General features: G+C 68.8%; 13 protein-coding genes. 4 read left to right on the forward strand and 9 right to left on the reverse strand.

Annotation, left to right across the window (positions count from 1 at the left end; translation table 11 throughout):
- Window positions 1–244 precede the first annotated feature (244 nt).
- The gene (locus G1H11_RS17810; protein ID WP_163819953.1) at window positions 245–1060 is read right to left on the reverse strand and encodes a hypothetical protein; all 816 of its coding nucleotides are present in this window, start codon (window positions 1058–1060) and stop codon (window positions 245–247) included.
- 357 nt (window positions 1061–1417) lie between these two features.
- Between G1H11_RS17810 and G1H11_RS17815 the strand changes: the two genes are divergently transcribed.
- Together G1H11_RS17815 and G1H11_RS17820 are read left to right on the forward strand one after the other, a co-directional pair.
- Complete coding sequence (locus G1H11_RS17815; RefSeq protein WP_163819954.1) at window positions 1418–3361, forward strand: acylphosphatase; 1944 nt, start codon at window positions 1418–1420, stop codon at window positions 3359–3361.
- Window positions 3362–3407: 46 nt separating this feature from the next.
- Complete coding sequence (locus G1H11_RS17820) at window positions 3408–4301, forward strand: ABC transporter substrate-binding protein (RefSeq protein ID WP_163819955.1); 894 nt, start codon at window positions 3408–3410, stop codon at window positions 4299–4301.
- Window positions 4302–4343: 42 nt separating this feature from the next.
- Here G1H11_RS17820 and G1H11_RS17825 read toward each other — a convergent pair whose 3' ends face one another.
- From G1H11_RS17825 to G1H11_RS17860, 8 genes are all read right to left on the reverse strand, one after another.
- Window positions 4344–4892 carry a hypothetical protein gene (locus G1H11_RS17825; RefSeq protein WP_163819956.1) on the reverse strand — a complete coding sequence of 183 codons (549 nt, stop codon included), beginning with the start codon at window positions 4890–4892 and terminating at the stop codon, window positions 4344–4346.
- 69 nt (window positions 4893–4961) lie between these two features.
- Window positions 4962–7241, reverse strand: coding sequence for a glycosyltransferase family protein (locus tag G1H11_RS17830; protein WP_163819957.1), 2280 nt, complete (start codon window positions 7239–7241; stop codon window positions 4962–4964).
- Between the two features lie 36 nt (window positions 7242–7277).
- Complete coding sequence (locus G1H11_RS17835) at window positions 7278–8006, reverse strand: TIGR03089 family protein (RefSeq protein ID WP_216843882.1); 729 nt, start codon at window positions 8004–8006, stop codon at window positions 7278–7280.
- A 58-nt stretch (window positions 8007–8064) separates the two neighbouring features.
- Window positions 8065–9432: a coenzyme F420-0:L-glutamate ligase gene (locus tag G1H11_RS17840; protein ID WP_163819959.1), complete on the reverse strand. Its 1368-nt coding sequence runs from the start codon at window positions 9430–9432 to the stop codon at window positions 8065–8067.
- A 70-nt stretch (window positions 9433–9502) separates the two neighbouring features.
- The gene (cofD, locus tag G1H11_RS17845; protein WP_163820097.1) at window positions 9503–10468 is read right to left on the reverse strand and encodes a 2-phospho-L-lactate transferase; all 966 of its coding nucleotides are present in this window, start codon (window positions 10466–10468) and stop codon (window positions 9503–9505) included.
- An 82-nt stretch (window positions 10469–10550) separates the two neighbouring features.
- Complete coding sequence (gene betT / locus G1H11_RS17850; RefSeq protein ID WP_343074885.1) at window positions 10551–12563, reverse strand: choline BCCT transporter BetT; 2013 nt, start codon at window positions 12561–12563, stop codon at window positions 10551–10553.
- 58 nt (window positions 12564–12621) lie between these two features.
- Window positions 12622–14277, reverse strand: coding sequence for a choline dehydrogenase (gene betA, locus G1H11_RS17855; protein ID WP_163819961.1), 1656 nt, complete (start codon window positions 14275–14277; stop codon window positions 12622–12624).
- Entirely contained in the window at window positions 14274–15782 is a 1509-nt protein-coding gene (locus G1H11_RS17860; protein ID WP_163819962.1) for an aldehyde dehydrogenase family protein, read from the reverse strand. The genes betA and G1H11_RS17860 overlap by 4 nt, the downstream gene beginning before the upstream one ends.
- A gap of 132 nt (window positions 15783–15914) precedes the next feature.
- On the opposite strand from G1H11_RS17860, the gene G1H11_RS27150 reads away from it, so the two are divergent.
- Both G1H11_RS27150 and G1H11_RS17870 read left to right on the forward strand, forming a co-directional pair.
- Window positions 15915–16529 (forward strand): TetR/AcrR family transcriptional regulator, encoded by a 615-nt coding sequence (locus tag G1H11_RS27150; RefSeq protein ID WP_216843884.1) that lies wholly within the window; start codon window positions 15915–15917, stop codon window positions 16527–16529.
- A gap of 177 nt (window positions 16530–16706) precedes the next feature.
- Entirely contained in the window at window positions 16707–16973 is a 267-nt protein-coding gene (locus G1H11_RS17870; protein ID WP_163819963.1) for a WhiB family transcriptional regulator, read from the forward strand.
- The last annotated feature ends 103 nt before the right edge of the window (window positions 16974–17076 follow it).

Here is a 17076-nt window from a genome sequence, read left to right on the forward strand (position 1 = left end):
AGTGTCTGACGTACCGGGCAGAGGGCAACCCCTGAATCGCGAGGCCGTCATCGCGCTCCGCCTGGCACCGCGAGAGGCAACCTGTTCCCAGTCGACCCAAGGTACTCGATGAACTCTGCGGATCATCCGGAGGGCTGGTCGTCATGGCCGCACCGAGAAGCGCTCACCAGTGGGCACCAGAAGGATGCGCACCCGCGGGATGGACGCGGATGTCGGTGCAGGACACCAGCGGTAAGGTGCCGAGCTACACGGTCAGGGGGAACATGGCGTCGAGGATGCGGGCTGCCGGCTCACGAGGCTTGCCGTGCCAGGGGAAGTGGTGCATGGAGATCATCGGTGCGAGGTTGGTCTCGAGGATGCACACGCCGTCGTGGCCGTCGTCACGGGGCAACAGGACGTCGAATCCCGCCAGCCGCACGCCCGGCAGCGCACGGGTGGCCAGCCGCACCACTTCGGCCTCGTCCGGCTGGAGTTCGTCGGTCGCGTCCATGGCGTCGCCCCCGCTGGAGATGTTCGACGTGCCGCGCAGGAAGACCTGCTGGCCTGCCTCCGGCACCGACGTGGGGCTCAGCCCACTCTCGGCCAGGTGTGCCACGGACGTGTCGTCTAAGGTCAGCATCTTGTGAATACGGTTACGACTGGACTTGCGTAGCTCGTTCTTCCGATCGACCAGTGTCTCCACCGTGGCGTGACCGTCGCCCACGACATGCGCCGGCACCCGCTTCGTGACGGCGACGATCTCACCGTCTACCGTCGTCACCCGATGCTCCACGCCTCGGCAGAACACTTCGATAAGAACGCCGCCGAACCTCTGCGCTACAGCGACGAACGCGCGATCGAATGCGGCTCGCTCCGTGATGTTGACGTACACCGCGTCGCCCTGGCTGCCATTGTGGGGCTTGACCACCACCGGAAGAACAGGTTCAGCCCATGCCCAGGCCCGATCGAGATCGTCACCATGGAAGTAGGTGTTCTCCGGCGCGGGGACGCCCCGGGCACGGAGCAGCCGGCTGGTAATCTCCTTTTGTCTACTGCACCGGACCGCCAAGCGCGTATTCAAGTTCGACCACCCGTTGTGGAAAAGCCATGCCTCCTTTCCCTTTCGCAGCCGGACCCGTCCGCGGCGGTCAGGGGCAACGTCGATGTGGCGCGCCAGCGCATGGGAAACGATTAGGGCATTGTTGGTGCGACCTCGAATGCCGTGCTCGCGCATATACGCCAGAGCCATGTCGACGTCCATCATTGCCCCACCCCCACATCGTCGTATCGAGGGACAATACTGGACACGACGGGCGGAAAGAAAGAAGGTGCTCGTCCCTTCTGCCTACCGGCGCCATTCGGGTGACCTGGACAAAGTGCAGGCACTACTCTTGCGGGCAGGTTTGCCCTTCTGCTGGACGCCTGAGAGGAACACTTGATGCGGCTCGCCGAGGTTCTGCTGACCGAGGTGGGGGATCGGGACGACCCGGGGCCGCGGTCCAGCCGGCCGGACTGGCTGAGCGTCGTGGTCTACCTGCGGGCCACTCACAAGGGTGAGGAGTACGTGGCCGGTAGTGCTCACACGCTTCCACCGGGCGTGGCTTCGCCGTGGAACCACCCGAGTATCGCGAACGGTCTCGCCGAGGCGGCAGAGGCGCTGTGCGGCACCGGTGTGGACAGCGAGGGCGAAGCATCGCAGGGCCAGGTCGGGCACCTGTTGAGCCGTTTCGACATGAACGTCACAGCGACGACGCGGTCCCAGGAAGCAGCGCTGGCGAGCGTGCGTGAGGCTGTGGAGGCGTGCCTCCTCGATCTGGTCTCACGTGCCGACCACGGCCTCGTGGGCGCCCCGGCCGGTGAGTCCCGATCCGGCCCGGGGTTGGAACTCCACGGTCCCGGCCGCCGTACGGTCTCCCTGGCGCGCGACGCCGCCGACGAGATCGACCGCGGATGGTCACCCGCGCCCGGCGAGCAGGCGAGGACGTCCGTGCCCAGCCTTCCCCGGATCGTGGCGCGGATGGGCCGCTGCGCGTGGGCGCGGCTCGATTCTTGGCCTGACCCGTGGGGGACAGCGGTAGCACATAACGAGTTTGATCTTCCCGGAACGGAGACGTTCGGGAAGAACTCGCTCGACAGCTACCTGCTGGAACGCGAGGCTCGCCGTCTCGGGCTGAACACGGTGCGGTTCCGAAGCGTCAACTTCCACGCCGAGGATCAGGCTGGGCGCTCTATCGGCTTCCACTGCACCACCGGGCCATCGACCAGCCGATTCACCGCCAAGGTGTGCGGCGACAAGCAGGTAACCCGGACGCTACTGGCGCGTGCCGGCGTGAGTGTCCCCGCAGGGCAGGTCTTCTCCGGCACGGAGTGGTTACAGGCGCGTGAGTTCGCCGCGTCGTTGGGATGGCCGGTGGTCGTCAAGCCGGCCGACGGCAAGGGCGGGGTCGGGGTCACGTCCGGCGTTCGCGACGAGGCCTCCCTGGAACGGGCGTTCGCCGAGCTGGCCCGGAACGGGCACCGCCGGATCGTCGTCGAGAAACACGTCGAGGGAGCTGACTACCGCTTCCTGGTCGTGGGTGACCGAGTCGTGTCGGTGATCCAGCGCGCCGCTGGCGCGGTGGTCGGAGACGGCCGGTCCAGCGTGGCTGAATTGGTATTGGCGAAGAACGACACCAGGCTGCGCAATCCGCACCTGCGCACCCGGCTCCTCGGGCTCGATGCCCTCGCGCTGGATCTCCTCCGCGGGGACGGCAAGACGCCGGACTCGATTCCGGAGAAGGGCGAGCGCGTCGTCCTCACCACGGCGGGGAACATCTCGCGCGGCGGCGACAGCGTCGAGGTCCTGGACGAGACCCATCCGTCGCTGTTGGACCTGGCCGTGCGGGCCGTGGCCGCGGTGCCCGGGCTCGACCACGCCGGTGCGGACATCCTCGTCTCGGATCACCGCCGCCCCCTCGATGAGCAGAGCGCCGCGATCTGTGAGTTGAACTCGCTGCCGGCCACCACGTCGCATCACTTCCCGGCCGTGGGACCGTCCCGGAACGTCTCACACGCGCTCGTGGAGTTCTACGCCCAGCGGTACGGTCTGGCCACAGCGATGCGGCCGGAGACGGTGTCGGTGGCCGTGCTGATCAGCGGCCGGGTACACGATGTGAGATACCGGCAGTGGTTCGCCGGGCAAGCGCGGCAGCTCGGGCTCAGTGGCTGGGTGCGCAGCGGCGACCGAACGGACCTGGTGGTGGCCGAAGCGACTGGTGGGCTGGATCAGGTGTCCGCGCTGAGCTTGCAGGCGATCTTCGGCCCGCGCGCCGCGCGTCCGGAACTGGTCGAAACCCGCCTCATCTCCGAACAGCACGACGGGTACTTCGAGGTTCTGCGCTGATCCCCACGCGCTGTTCTGGTCTCCTTACCGGGTTACGGTGGAACGTGTGCGGATCATCTCGCTCCTGCCATCGGCCACCGAGATTCTGTTCGCGCTCGGCGCGGGAGACGACGTTGTGGGCGTCACCTTCGAATGTGACTATCCGCCGGAGGCGCGCACGAGGCGGATCGTGTCCACCAGCGCGCTACCGGAAGGGCTTGACGATCCGGCGGCGATCGACCGGGCCGTGAACGAGCGGATGTCCGCCGGAGAGGACCTCTATCACCTCGACCAGGGTGCGCTCGCCGGCCTCGACGCCGACCTGGTCGTCACCCAGGACCTGTGCGCGGTCTGTGCCGTCGACGTCTCCACCGTCCACAACGCCCTGGACTACCTCGCCTGTGCGGCGGACGTCCTCACGACTGACCCGCGCACGCTGGACGAGGTCCTGGAGTCCGTCGTCACGGTGGGCGCCGCCGTTGGCAGAGATGGGGAGGCCGAGCGCGTGGTCGCTGGATTGCGACGACGCCTCGCCGCTGCGCGTGAACGCGTCGTCGGCCGAGCTCCGGTCCGGGCACTGGTACTGGAGTGGACCGACCCACCTTTCGCGCCCGGGCACTGGGTACCGGAGATGGTGGCGGCCGCGGGCGGCATCTCGGTGCTGGGCCGCTCCGGGGAGCGATCCTTCCGGGCCAGCTGGGCGGAGATCGCCGACAGCGCACCCGAGGTGGTCGTGTCGGCGCCGTGCGGATTCGGGCTCGACCCGTCGGCCGGCCTGGCGCGCGAGATGGTGGCGTCCGGCGTCCTCCCGGACGGACCGCCGGTGTGGGCGGTCGACGCCAACGCCTCCTTCGCCCGTCCCGGTCCACGACTGATCGACGGCGTCGAGACGCTCGCGGCGATCTTCCATCCCGATACCGGTGATGTGGTCGATCCGAGGATGGCGCGACGCATCAGGTGATGCTCAGCGGGCATCGACGCCTATACACACGAACTGGCAGGCTCAGGCGTATGCGCAGCTGGAGAGCAGAAGCCGGTCCGTGTGACCCAGGCCCTCGCCGCCCACCGTGATGGTGGCCGAACTCCGGTAGGTGGCGATGATCTTGCCGAGCCGGAGGCGCGCGTACTCGTCCCATGGCTGGTGCTCGTCGGCCCACGCGTGCTCGGCGGTGATCAGCTCGGCCGGGTAGCCATACCGGCGCACCGCGGCGAACTGCGGAGTGTCCAGGACGATCACCGGCCGGAACGCTGCGGTGAGCAACTGTAGCTGGGCGACGTCGTCGACAATCGGCTCGATCCGGTCCGCGGGGACGCCCAGCAGGAGAATGACGGCCACGGGGAGCCGTTCGGTGCCGACGCCGCCGATGAGATTTCCGGGCGCGACGTCGAGCGGTGCGACCTGTGATCCATCGACGTCGAAGACCCGCTTCACCAGCGATCGCGCACTCGGGCTCTGCCGAATTCGGGGCAGGATGGCCCGGCGGGCATAGCGGTAGCCCGGTAGCCGCCGGACATATCGGCCGGCCTTGCGCACATGGGGGTTGGTCGCCACGGGACCACGATAGCGGTCGTCGGCAATCCTGCGCGTGGGGTTGGCGGCGAGCGCGGCGTTCCGTAGGCGCTAGCCGGCCAGCCGGACGACGCGCGCCGCGCCCTCGGCTGCGCCGTTGCCGGGATCGAGCTCGCGCAGCCTGGCCAGCATGTCCGAACCGTGGCTGAGCAGGTCCGCGAGCAGCGGCTTGGCGGCGTCGACGGTCACCGCAGGCAGCTGGTGGCCCAGGCCCTGCTCTGCGGCGAACCGGGCGCGGGCCTCCTGATCGTCCAGAGCCGTCGCCCGGTTCGGGACGAACAGCGTCGGCACCCGGAAGCGGAGAAGTTCGTGGAACGAGTTGTACCCACAGGCGCTGATAGCCAGGTCGAAGGCCCGATAGTGCCTGGAGAGCGGGAACCGGCGGACCACGTGGACGTCGCGGTGCCCGCCGCCGCCGGCGGCGATCTCCGGACGAGTGACGCACACCTGCACACCGAGACTCCACAGCGCCGCGATGGAGGCGCCGACGTCTCCGCTCGTGTCGTTGATGTTCCCGGCGCCGAGCGACACCAGCGCCATCGGCGCGTCCGGGTCGAGCCCGAGTTCTGCCCGCGCAGTGGCGCGATCGTCGAGCTGGTCGAGGTCGAGCAGGGTCACCGGCCCGAGCCGTGCCGCCTCCGCCTTGGCCGTGGCGCCCCGGTCCTCGGAGGCAGCGAAATCGCCGGGCTCCATGACCAGGTCGAACCACTCGGACTTCACCAGCCGGTCCGCACCCTGACCGGCTTTCCACATTCCGCGCCTGGACCACACCCAGCGCACGTCCGGGAACGCCTGGCGAACGGCCGGGATGCCTTCATACGGCCAGGTGCCGTCGAAGACGACCACGGAGGGCCGGATCCGTTCAATCGCCTGTGAGACCGTCGCGGCGAAGTACGCGTGCCACCGCCCGGGAGCGAGACCCGTCGCGGTCATCGACGGCAGGTACTCGTACTGATAGCCGAAGGTCTCGACGACGGCCGCCGCCTGGGACAGGGAGAGGAAGTACGGCTCGAGCTCGGTGTCGGCGCGGGAGGCGTAGGAGAGCAGCCGGGTGAGGTGGCCCATGCCCGAGCCGTTGCTGGAGATGAACAACGCCCGGGGCGCGGCGGTGTCCGGGGGGACACCGGGCACGTCGGCGAATACGGAGGACGCCTGCCCGCCGGAGCCCTCCGTGTCTGCACCGGTGCTTGCCTCGACGGCTGTGACTGGCGTGCCGGTATACGGAGAAGACGCCTCGACGGCCGGTGGCGAAGCCTCGGCGCCCGCCGCCGGTGCTCCGATCAGTTGGGTCAGCCGGGTGATGTGCGCTTCATAGCCGAACCGGGAACGGACCTGTTGCTTGGCCTGTGCCACGTGCGCGTCGTATGCGGCGCGGTCGGCAAAGAGGTCATCGACCACACGCCGAACATCACGCGGCTCGGCATAGACGGCTGCGGGACCGAAGAGCGACTCGAAATGAGGGGGGATCACCGCCGGAATACCGCTCGCCACCGCCTCGAGGATGGTCCGCCCGAAGGCCTCGACCCATTTCGGGTCGTGGTAGTAGACGAAGAAGTCCAGGCCGGACAGGAACTCGTGCGGCGACATCGCACCGAAATCGTGCACCTCCCAGGTGGGCGGTAGCTCTCCGAGCAGCGCCTCGGCCGGCTCGGCACCACCCAGGATCCGGACGATCCAGGAGCCGTCGACCGGATAGACGGCGCGCAACGTCTCGGCGTCGCTCGGCCACTTCTGCGGAGATGACCGGCTGTGCCGCCCGACGACGGGGCGGTCGTCGTGCCAGCCGTCACGCTCCACGGCCCAGGCGTCGACGTCGATGACGTTCACCCAGTCCGAGTCCAGCAGCGAGCCCTGAGGGACCCGGGAGCCGATGGCCGCGCGCACCTGAGGCCCGATGGGCGCCCACAGCGGTTCCGGCCCGAACTGCCGCCGGGCAACCTCACTCACCAGTTCTGGCTGGTAGTGCTCATGACCGTCGATGTCATGCGGTGCGGCGTTGGCGACGATGACGACATGGTCGGCCTCGATCTCCGGCAGCTGACGCGCGGCGTCCTGGAGAACAGCCGGATGCCGGATGACCACCACGCCGGCCCGGATCGGGTCGCGCCGTACCAGGAGCTCGGCGTGGCCCAGCTCGACCTCGTTCGTGATCTGCGGATTGATCGGGCAGACCTTGGCCACCAGCGGCCCGTTCACGTGGACCAGGCCGGTGGAGTATCCGGCCGCGTGCTGGGCTTTGACCTCCTCGGCGATGCTGTGCGACGTGCCGCCGGCGAAACGCAGGTCGGATACGTCGAGCACATCTACGGTGCGGGCGTCGGTGGAGGACACGGGAGACGATAATGCCATGAGTGTCCCGTGGTCGCGTCATGCCACCGCGGTGACTCGCTCCGCCGCCAGGCGCTCATCCCGCCCGCTGCGTCGTTCGTTGCGCACCAGCACCGCCGAACCGCCGGTGACCAGCGGCACCAGGAGCGCGTCCAGCAGGGCGTCCGGAAGCTCGTCGGCGGTTACCAGAAGGCGCGGCCGATCGCCCACCCCGAGTTCTTCGGCTCGCGCCCGGGCACGAGCCACCAGTTCGCCGAGATCCAGCTCCTGACCTGCCATCTCGTAGGCCGGCGTGTGGGCGGGCGGTGGGGCGTACGGGCTGAAGACGTCCGGATGGGCGGGCACCTCGACGGCGTAGTCGAGCACGCCGATCGGCAACGGTTCGGTGAAGCGGCCGCCGAGAGGACGCAGGGACAGGGCCACCACTTCACCGACGCCGGCCACGGCTGCCTCCTGCAAGGTGTCGGGTCCGGTCACCAGGACAGCGGCATCGTCGGTGGAGTCCACGACGCTCGCCCCGAGCGCCCAGCACGCGCCCGCCCACACCAGCGACTGCCAATGCGGCGGCAACAGCAGGCCGACGCGGTCCCCGGCATCGGCGGACAGGTCGTCGCGCAACAACCCCGACGTCTTGGCGACCCAGTTGTCGAACGTGGTGACCGAGAGCTCAACCCGCTCACCGGTGGCGTCGTCGTAGAACGTGACCAGGGGCCGGCTGCCGTCCCGGGCGAGTTCGCCGCGCAGCAGTTCATGGGGGGTCGAAACCATGACACCGAGGCTACGTGTCGGGTTTGGTGGCCGGGACATCTCCCTCCCCCGGTAGGCGCTAGCGTTCGATGGTGAACTCGTCCACCGGCAGCGCCGGGTGAGCGGCGCCCGGGGCAGCGGGCCTGCCCACGGCGACGGCGCCTACCGGCATCCAGCCGGGCGGCAGGTCCAGCGTGGCGGACGCGGCGTCCGTCAACGCCGGATCCGGGAAGATCCACACGGCTCCGAGCCCATCAGCAGCCAGCGCGATCAGCATGTTCTCCACGGCAGCGCCGGCAGCCAGGATCATGGCCGGGTCGGCGTCGGCCTGGAAAACGGCGTTCGATCCCATCCGGTCGCGGGCGGCGGCGTCGTCGTTCGCCAGGCACGGAATCACCACGCAGGCGGCGGCTGGCAACGCAGGTTCGGTAGCGCCGGCGGGTTGCCGCCCGGCCAGCGCGGCGGCCAGCGACGTGCGTGCGCTGTCCGATTCCAGGATCACGAACCGGACGGGCGGTTGATCGGCGGCGCCGGGACTGGGAGCGGTCAATGCGGCGCCGATCGCCCGCCTGATCATCGCCGGATCGACTGGATCCGCCGTGAAGGAGCGCACCGTGCGGCGGTTGGCCACGGCCTCGCGCATGGACTCCGGAGTGCCGAGCCGGAACCGGTCCTCCGCCGACGGCCGGACCAGGACGGAGGCGCCGGGATCGGGGATGCCGCCACCGCCGGTGCCAGCCTGCGCACCGGCCGCACCGGTGAGAGGAAGGACAAGGTGGGACAGGCCCCGCACCACCGCTACGGGCACCCCCGAGAGCTTGGTGCGCACCAGTTCCGTGGCCCCAGCGATCTCGTCGGCCACGGCCACCATCGTGACGCCCAGGTCGTTTCCGTACGGGTCCGCGCGTCCGCGCAGGTCGTCGAGGGTGACGACGCCGGCCGCGCCGATCGCGAGGTCGACGACGCCGTTGCGCCACACCCTGCCCGCTGTATCCGTGACGATCACTCCGACCCGCACGCCCAGGCGGTTCCGGATGCCGTCGCGAAGCCGGCGCGCCGACGTGTCCGGGTCCTCCGGCAGTAGCACGATGGTGCCTGGGGTGACGTTCGACGCGTCGACACCGGCCGCGGCCATCACGAAACCGTGCCGTGTCTCCACCACCCTGGTCCGTCCCCGGGGCGTCGCCCACTCCGAGACGGTGCGCACGGCCTCGGCGTCGATGGCCTCGTCCCGGTCCACGCCGGTCCTGATCCGGCCCTCGGCCTTGCTGACGATCTTGCTCGTGACCACGAGGATGTCACCGTCCGCGAGCCCGGCGCCGGCGTCATCGCCGGATGTGGCGGCGTCGTGCAACGCGGCAGCGACAAGGCCGGCCAGGTCGTCGCCCGGGCGCACCTCGGGCAGGCCGGGGATACCCCACACCTCGAACCGGGCGGGCGGGCTCATGCGTATCTCCTTGTGTTGGCTTCATCGTCGCCGGATTACTACCCCTATAGGGGGTGCAACTCGGCAATGATCAAGGCGAGTGGCCGACGAGATCCAAGGCTTCGCGGGCCATCGCGGCGGTGGCCTCGAGATCGGTCATCAGCAGCGGCACCGCGCGGCAGAGTATCCCGTTCTTCTCGATGCCCTGGACAGCGCCGGCGTCGGCGGTGTCGACGAGCCAGCCGTCCAGGATGTCGGCGAAGAGGCCGGCCACGCCCGCGGCACTGACGTCGACGCCGATGGTGCGCAGGACGGCGTCGGCCATGCCCCGCACGGGTGCGCCGCCGATGACCGGGGACACGCCAACCACCGGCGCGTCCGACGCCCGCACGGCGTCGCGTACGCCGGCGACGGAGAGGATCGGCCCGATGCTCACCACCGGATTGGACGGCGGCAGCACGATCACGTCGGCCGAGTGGATGGCGTCCAGTACGCCGGGAGCTGGGGCGGCCGACTCGATCCCGGCGAGCACGATCCGCTCGGCCGGAACCGCGGCATGCAGCCGCACCCACCACTCCTGGAAATGGATCGCCCGCGGCTCGCCGCTGTCGGCGATCACGACGTGGGTCTCCACCCGGTCGTCGGTCATGGGCAGCAGGCGGACACCCGGACCCGGTGTCCCGCGCAGCCAGCGGTCGCACAGGGCCTCGGTCACCGCGGAGAGCGGATAGCCGGCGCCGAGCATCTGCGTGCGTACCAGGTGGGTGGCGATGTCACGGTCGCCGAGCGTGAACCATTGCGGGTGAGCACCGTAGGCTGCGAGCTCCTCCGCGACCGTGAACGACTCGTCGGCCCGCCCCCAGCCCTGCTCCTCGTGGGCGCCGCCGCCGAGGGTGTACATGACGGTGTCCAGGTCGGGGCTCACATGCAAGCCATGCAGGATGATGTCGTCGGCAGTGTTGCCGATCACGGTGACCTCGGCGTCGGGTACGGCATGCAGGAGGCCGCGGAGGAACCGCGACCCCCCGATGCCGCCGGCCAGTGCGGCGATTCTCAGCACGGCTCGACGCTACCCTACGGTCCTCCCATGATCATCATCGACGATTCGCCGGGTGATGGCACCCGCTCACCGCCGGTGATCACGGGGAGGTGGGGGAGCCGTGGAGGCGGAGGAATTCCAGGTGCCGCTCGTACTGGTCGAGGATGTCGCCGATGAGCTGGTCCTTGCTGTAGCCCATCACGTCGTACCCCTGGCTACCGTCGATGAGGTACACCTCGTACCGGACGTAGGTCTCGGTGGTGCTGAGGTGCCGCGGGGCGAACGACGGGGTGGGGCTCTCCTTGGGCCAGATCCGGTAGGTGAACTCCTCCTCGTCGCCCATCCGGACGGTGAGGGTGAGGTAGGCGAGGCCGAGTTCGGGGGCCACGTCCTCCTCCACGACCGCGTTCGCCCCCTGGGATCGCAGCTCGTCTGCCACCTCGGTAAACGCGGGACGAGCCGAATCCGTGACGAACGTGGCGGCTGCTTTCCGGTCGGGGAAACTCATAGCCCTCGCCAGGCGTTGCCGCCAGCTGCGGTGCACGCCGCGCGGCTCCACCGTGGTGCGTTCCGACAGGGACGACGGCATGCTGGTCCGGATCGCGTCCTCGCGGAAGCGCTCGATCCGCAGCGCCCGGTACAACCCCCACATGATGAGGAACATCACGAACGAGAACGGCAGCCCCATGATGATGGTGGCGCTGGTCAGGGCGTCCACACCGCCGACGAGCAGCATCGCAAGGGTCAGCAGGCCGGTGGCGGCCGCCCAGAAGATGCGCACCCAGCGGGAGGCGTCCGTGGTGGGCGAGGCCAGCCGGGAGGTGAAGTTGCCCATCACCAGCGCGCCGGAGTCCGCCGATGTCACGTAGAACAGGAGGCCGACGAACGTGGCCAGCCCGGCGCTGAACGTGACACCGGGGTACTGGTCGAGGAGTGTGTAGAAGCCCTGTTCGGGCGCGTTCGCCGCGATCTCGCCGAACTCGGCGTTGCCGGCGCGCACGATGCTCAGCGCGGAGTTGCCGAAGATCGACAGGAAGGAGAGCGTGAACAGGAACGGCACCACGAGCGTGGCGGCGACGAACTGGCGGATGGTGCGCCCGCGGGAGATCCGCGCCAGGAACAGCCCGACGAACGGCGCCCACGCGATCCACCACGCCCAGAAGAAGAGCGTCCAGTCGTTGAGCCAGTCCACCGGCGGGTCGTAGGCGAACGTGTTCAGGGTCATGCCTGGGAACCGGCTCACGTAGTCGCCGATGTTCAGTACCAGCCCGTTGAGCAGCTCGATCGGGTCCTCCTGGACGGCCACGTAGATCATCAGGGCGATCGCGAGCACGATGTTGAGCTCGGACAGGCGCCGGATGCCCTTGTCGATTCCGGCCACCGCGGAGACCGTGGCCATGGCGACGGCGACGGCGATCAGAGCGATCTGCGCGGCCGTACCCACCGGCACGTCGAACATGAAGTTCAGGCCGAAGTTGAGCTGGACGACGCCGATGCCGAGGGAGACGGCGATGCCGAAGATGGTCCCGAGCACAGCCGCCAGATCCACCGCGTCGCCGATCCCTCCGTGGATCCGCTTGCCGAAGATGGGGAAGAGCGCGGACCGGATCGACAGGGGCAGGCGGTGCCGGAAGGCGAAGTACCCGAGCGCCATGCCCATCAGCGCGTACATCGCCCAGCCGGTGATTCCGTAGTGGAACAGCGTCCACACGATGCCCTGGCGGGCCGCCTCGATGGTCTCAGGATCGCCTTCCGGCGGCGCGAGGTAGTGGCTGACCGGCCCGGCTACCGAGAAGAACATCAGATCGATGCCGATACCGGCGGCGAAGAGCATCGCTCCCCAGGCGAACAGGCTGTAGTCCGGGGTCGAGTGTTGCGGCCCGAGTTTGATCTTCCCGTACCGTGACGCCGCGATGAACACCACGAACACGAGGAAGAGGGTCGCCGCGAGGAAGTAGTACCAGCCGAAGCCGTGGGAGATCCATCCGACGACGGTGCCGATGGTGTCGGACGCGCCCTCGGGAGTGATCATCGCCCACACGGAGAACGCGATGATCAGCGCCGACGAGCCGAAGAAGACGACGCGGTTGATGCGGTTGCGCGGTGCTGCGATCTCGGGCTCGGCCGAATCCGCCTGGCCTTCTTCTCGTTCTTGGTTGACCGCCACGGGTTCACCCCTCCTGTGAGTGCCGGTAGAAGCCGGTCGTGGAAGCGGGCAGCGGAGTGTTGCCGAGAATGAGGTCCGCGGCCTTCTCGGCGAGCATGATCACGGGTGCGTAGATGTTGCCGTTGGTGAGATAGGGCATCGCCGAGGCGTCGACCACCCGGAGCGCCTCGACGCCATGTACGCGCATCGACGTCGGGTCCACGACGGACATCTCGTCCACGCCCATGCGTGCCGAGCACGACGGGTGATACGCGGTCTCGGCGTCGCGGGCTACCCAGTCCAGGATCTCATCGTCGGACTGGACCGACGGGCCCGGCGAGAGTTCTCCGCCGTCGAACGGGCGCATCGCGGGCTGGGCGAGGATCTCCCTGGCCACCCGGATGGCCTCGACCCATTCCCGCCGGTCGTTCTCCGTGGACAGGTAGTTGAACCGCAGCGCTGGATGGCGCCGGGGGTTCGCCGAGGTGATCTTCACACTGCCCCGGACGTCGGAGTACATGGGCCCGATGTGCACCTGGTAGCCGTGCTCGGCGTTCACCGGCGTGCCGTCGTAGCGCACGGCGATCGGCAGGAAGTGGAACATCAGATTCGGGTACTTGACGGTGTCGTTGCCGCGCACGAACCCGCCGGCCTCGAAGTGGTTCGTCGCCGCCGGACCGGAACGGCTGAGAATCCACTGCAACCCGATCTTGGGGCGGTTGCGCAGCTTCAGCGCCGGGTTGAACGAGATGGGCTGCGTGCAGGCGTGCTGGATGTACACCTCGAGGTGGTCCTGCAGGTTCTCTCCGACGCCCGGCAGGTGGTGCACCATGTCGATGCCGAGCGGCGTGAGCTCGTCGGCGTTCCCGACGCCCGACAGCTGAAGGAGCTGTGGTGTGTTGATCGCGCCGCCGGCGAGGACGACCTCGCCACCGTAGACGTCGTGCTGCCGGCCGCCCGGGCGGCTGTAGCGCACCCCGACGGCCTGATTGCCACGGAACAGGACCCGGCTGACCGGTGCAAGGCAGCGGACGGTGAGATTGGGGCGACGCTTCACCGGATGCAGGTACGCCCGCGCGGCCGACCAGCGCCGGCCCTTCTTGATGGTGCGGTCGAACCGGGCGAAGCCCTCCTGCTGGTAGCCGTTGACATCGCTGGTCAGCGGATACCCCGCCTCCTTGGCGGCGTCGAGGAAGGCGCCGAAGAGCGGGTTGGTCCCCGGACCCCGTTCCAGCCACAGCGGTCCGCCCTGGCCGCGCCACTCGTCGCCCCCGGCGGTGCAGTTCTCCATCCGCTTGAAGTAGGGCAGGCAGTGCGCGTAGTCCCAGGTCTCCATGCCCGGGTCGGAGGCCCAGCGCTCCAGGTCGAGCGGATTGCCGCGCTGGAAGATCATCCCGTTGATGGAGCTCGAGCCGCCGAGGACCTTGCCCCGGCCATGCGAGACCCGGCGCCCGCCCATGTACGGCTCGGGCTCGGAGACGTACCGCCAGTCGTAGAGGGGATTGCCGATCACCATGGTGAGCGCGGCCGGCATGTGGATGAAGATGTCCCAGATCCAGTCGGGTCTTCCTGCCTCGAGGACCAGGACCTTGACCGAGGGATCGGAGCTGAGCCGGTTCGCCAGCACGCACCCGGCCGATCCGCCGCCCACGATGATGTAGTCGTACCGCTCCGTGCTCATCGGGGACCTCCGGCGTCGGCATCATCGGTGAGACCCGTGGTGAACCAGCGCATGGGCGTGGGCCTGATGTTGTGGTAGATGTGCTTGGCCTCTCGATACTCGTTCAGGCCGGACGGGCCGAGCTCGCGGCCGATGCCGGACTTGCCGAAACCGCCCCACTCGGCTTGCGGGACGTAGGGGTGGTAGTCGTTGATCCACACGGTGCCGTGGCGGAGGGCGCCGGCTACCCGCTGGGCGACCGAGGCGTCGCTCGTCCACACGGCGCCGGCGAGTCCGTAGTCCGTGTCGTTGGCCAGACGGACGGCCTCCTGCTCGCTCTGGAACCGCTCGACCGTCACCACCGGCCCGAAGACCTCGTTCTGCACGATGTCCATCTCGGTCGAGCAGTCCGCGAAGACGGTGGGGCGCAGGAAGTACCCGGAGGTGAGGCCGGGGTCGTCAGGACGGCGTCCGCCGGTCACCAGGCGGGCACCCTCGGCGATCGCCCGCTCGATGTGCCCTTCCACCTTGTCCCGGTGGTCGGAGGAGACGAGCGGTCCGCACTCGGTCTCCGGGTCCAGCCCGTTGCCCAGCTTGATGGCGTCGGCGCGGCGTGCCAGCTCGTCGACGAAGGCGTCGTGGATCGACGCCTCGACGATCAGGCGCGACCCGGCCGAGCAGACCTGGCCGGAGTGGACGAAGGCAGCGGCGAGTGCATAGTCGACCGCGGTGTCGAAGTCGGCGTCGGCGAAGACGACGTTGGGGTTCTTCCCGCCCAGCTCCAGGGCCACCCGCTTGACGTCTGCGGCGGCCGCTTCCATGATCGCTCGGCCGGTGGCCAGGCCGCCGGTGAAGGAGACCAGATCCACGTCCGGGTGGGACACCATCGACGAGCCCACGGACGGTCCGCCTCCGAGCACGAGGTTCACCACGCCCGGGGGGATGCCTGCCTCGGCGAGCAGGCGAACCAGGCGGATCGTGGACAGGGGTGTGACCTCGCTGGGCTTAAGCACGATGGTGTTCCCGGCGGCCAGTGCTGGCGCCACTTTCCAGGACATCTGCAGCAAGGGGTAGTTCCACGGCGCGATCAGTGCGCAAACCCCGACCGGCTCGTACACGATCCGGCTGATCACGTCGGGACTTCCGGTGTCCACGATACGTCCGGCATCGGTCTCGGGCAGGGCCGCGTAGTAGTGGAAGACGTTGGCGACGTCGTCGATGTCGATCCGGCTCTCGGCGAGGGTCTTCCCCGTGTCCAGGCTCTCGACGCGGGCGAGTTCCTCGCGGTCACGAAGAAGTGCCGCCGAGACTTTGCGGAGGAGGTCGCCGCGTTCCCTGGCCGTGGTGGCGCGCCAGGGGCCTTCATCGAAGGCTCGCCTGGCGGCCGACACCGCGGCATCGACGTCGGTGGGGCCTGCCTCTGACACGGTGGCGAGTTCCGAGCCGTCGAACGGATTGAGTACGACGCGCCCGGATGCGGCGTCTCCCGCCGCCACCCAGTGGCCGTCGATGAAGAGATCTTTCATGCGACCGGTTCCTCCCGATTCGGTCAGCGTGCCGGCGGTTGGAATGTGGACGAGCGTACACAAGATATGTACGATCGTCCACAAGTGATCAGCCGTGTCGGCGTGTCCGGCGGGGAGGGATAGCGTGTGGGTGTGGATCACGTAGGCCTCGACGACCCGCAGGCCGACACGTACCCCGACAAGCCGGTCGTGAAGCGCCGGCAGCGCGGTCCCGCCGACCCGGACCGGCGTGAGCGGATCGCTCAGGCCGCCGTCACGCTCGTCGCCGAGTACGGGGTGCACGCTCTGACGCACCGCAAGGTGGCTGCCGAAGCGGGGGTGCCGCTCGGCTCCACGACGTACTATTTCGCGTCACTGGACGATCTCGTCGCCGCCGCTCTCAACAAGGCGGCCGAGCGGAGCGTGGCCGATCTGCGGGAATGGGAGCGCGGCCTGCCGGCGGATGTGAATCTCGCCACGGCCCTGGCCGACTTCGTGGTGCGGTCGGTGGGCGAGAAGCGGGCCGACACCATGGCGGAATACAACCTCTACGCACTGGCGCTGCACCGTCCTCACCTGCGCCAGGCCGCAGTGGACTGGGACAACGCACTGGCCGAGGTGCTGCAGGGGCGTACTGACCCGCTGACCGGCCGGATGGTCGCGGTACTGTTGTGCGGGCTGCTGATGCAGGCCGTGCTCTCGGATGAGCGGCCTGTGCGTTCGGACATCGAAGTCCTGATCAGGCGGGCACTCGGCGGGCAGGGCTGATTTTCGGTTATTGATCTTGAACTGAGAACATTTACCATGGTTCCGCTTGACGAGCACGTATTGCAGCCATGTAATTTCGTACGTGTCGTTAGGTGTTCCGTGGCTTCGACCACCACGGTGCGCCACGGGGGCCGGTTCCCGTAAGGGGATCGGACACGGTCGAAGGAGGCGAGCCATGTGAGTGAGTGGGAAGAGTTCGAGATCCTGCTCGAAGGCGACGCCGAGGAGGCGAGCTGGCAGGAGCAGGCGCTTTGCGCCCAAACCGACCCAGAGGCGTTCTTCCCGGAGAAGGGTGGGTCCACCCGTGAGGCCAAGCGGGTGTGCCTGTCCTGTGAGGTGAAAGCGGAGTGCCTGGAGTACGCCCTGGCGCATGACGAGCGGTTCGGCATCTGGGGCGGGCTCTCCGAGCGTGAACGGCGCAAACTGAAGAAACGCGCGGGTTAACACGCTGGGAGGTGGGTCGCTCCGGCCCGTGCGCGTGGTCTCAAGCTGCTCGGAGGGCGAATTCGGCGTAGGGTTGTCCGTCGGCGCACCCGGTGCGCGCTAC

It is taken from the genome of Phytoactinopolyspora alkaliphila (genome assembly GCF_010550695.1).
GTDB lineage: Bacteria > Actinomycetota > Actinomycetes > Jiangellales > Jiangellaceae > Phytoactinopolyspora > Phytoactinopolyspora alkaliphila.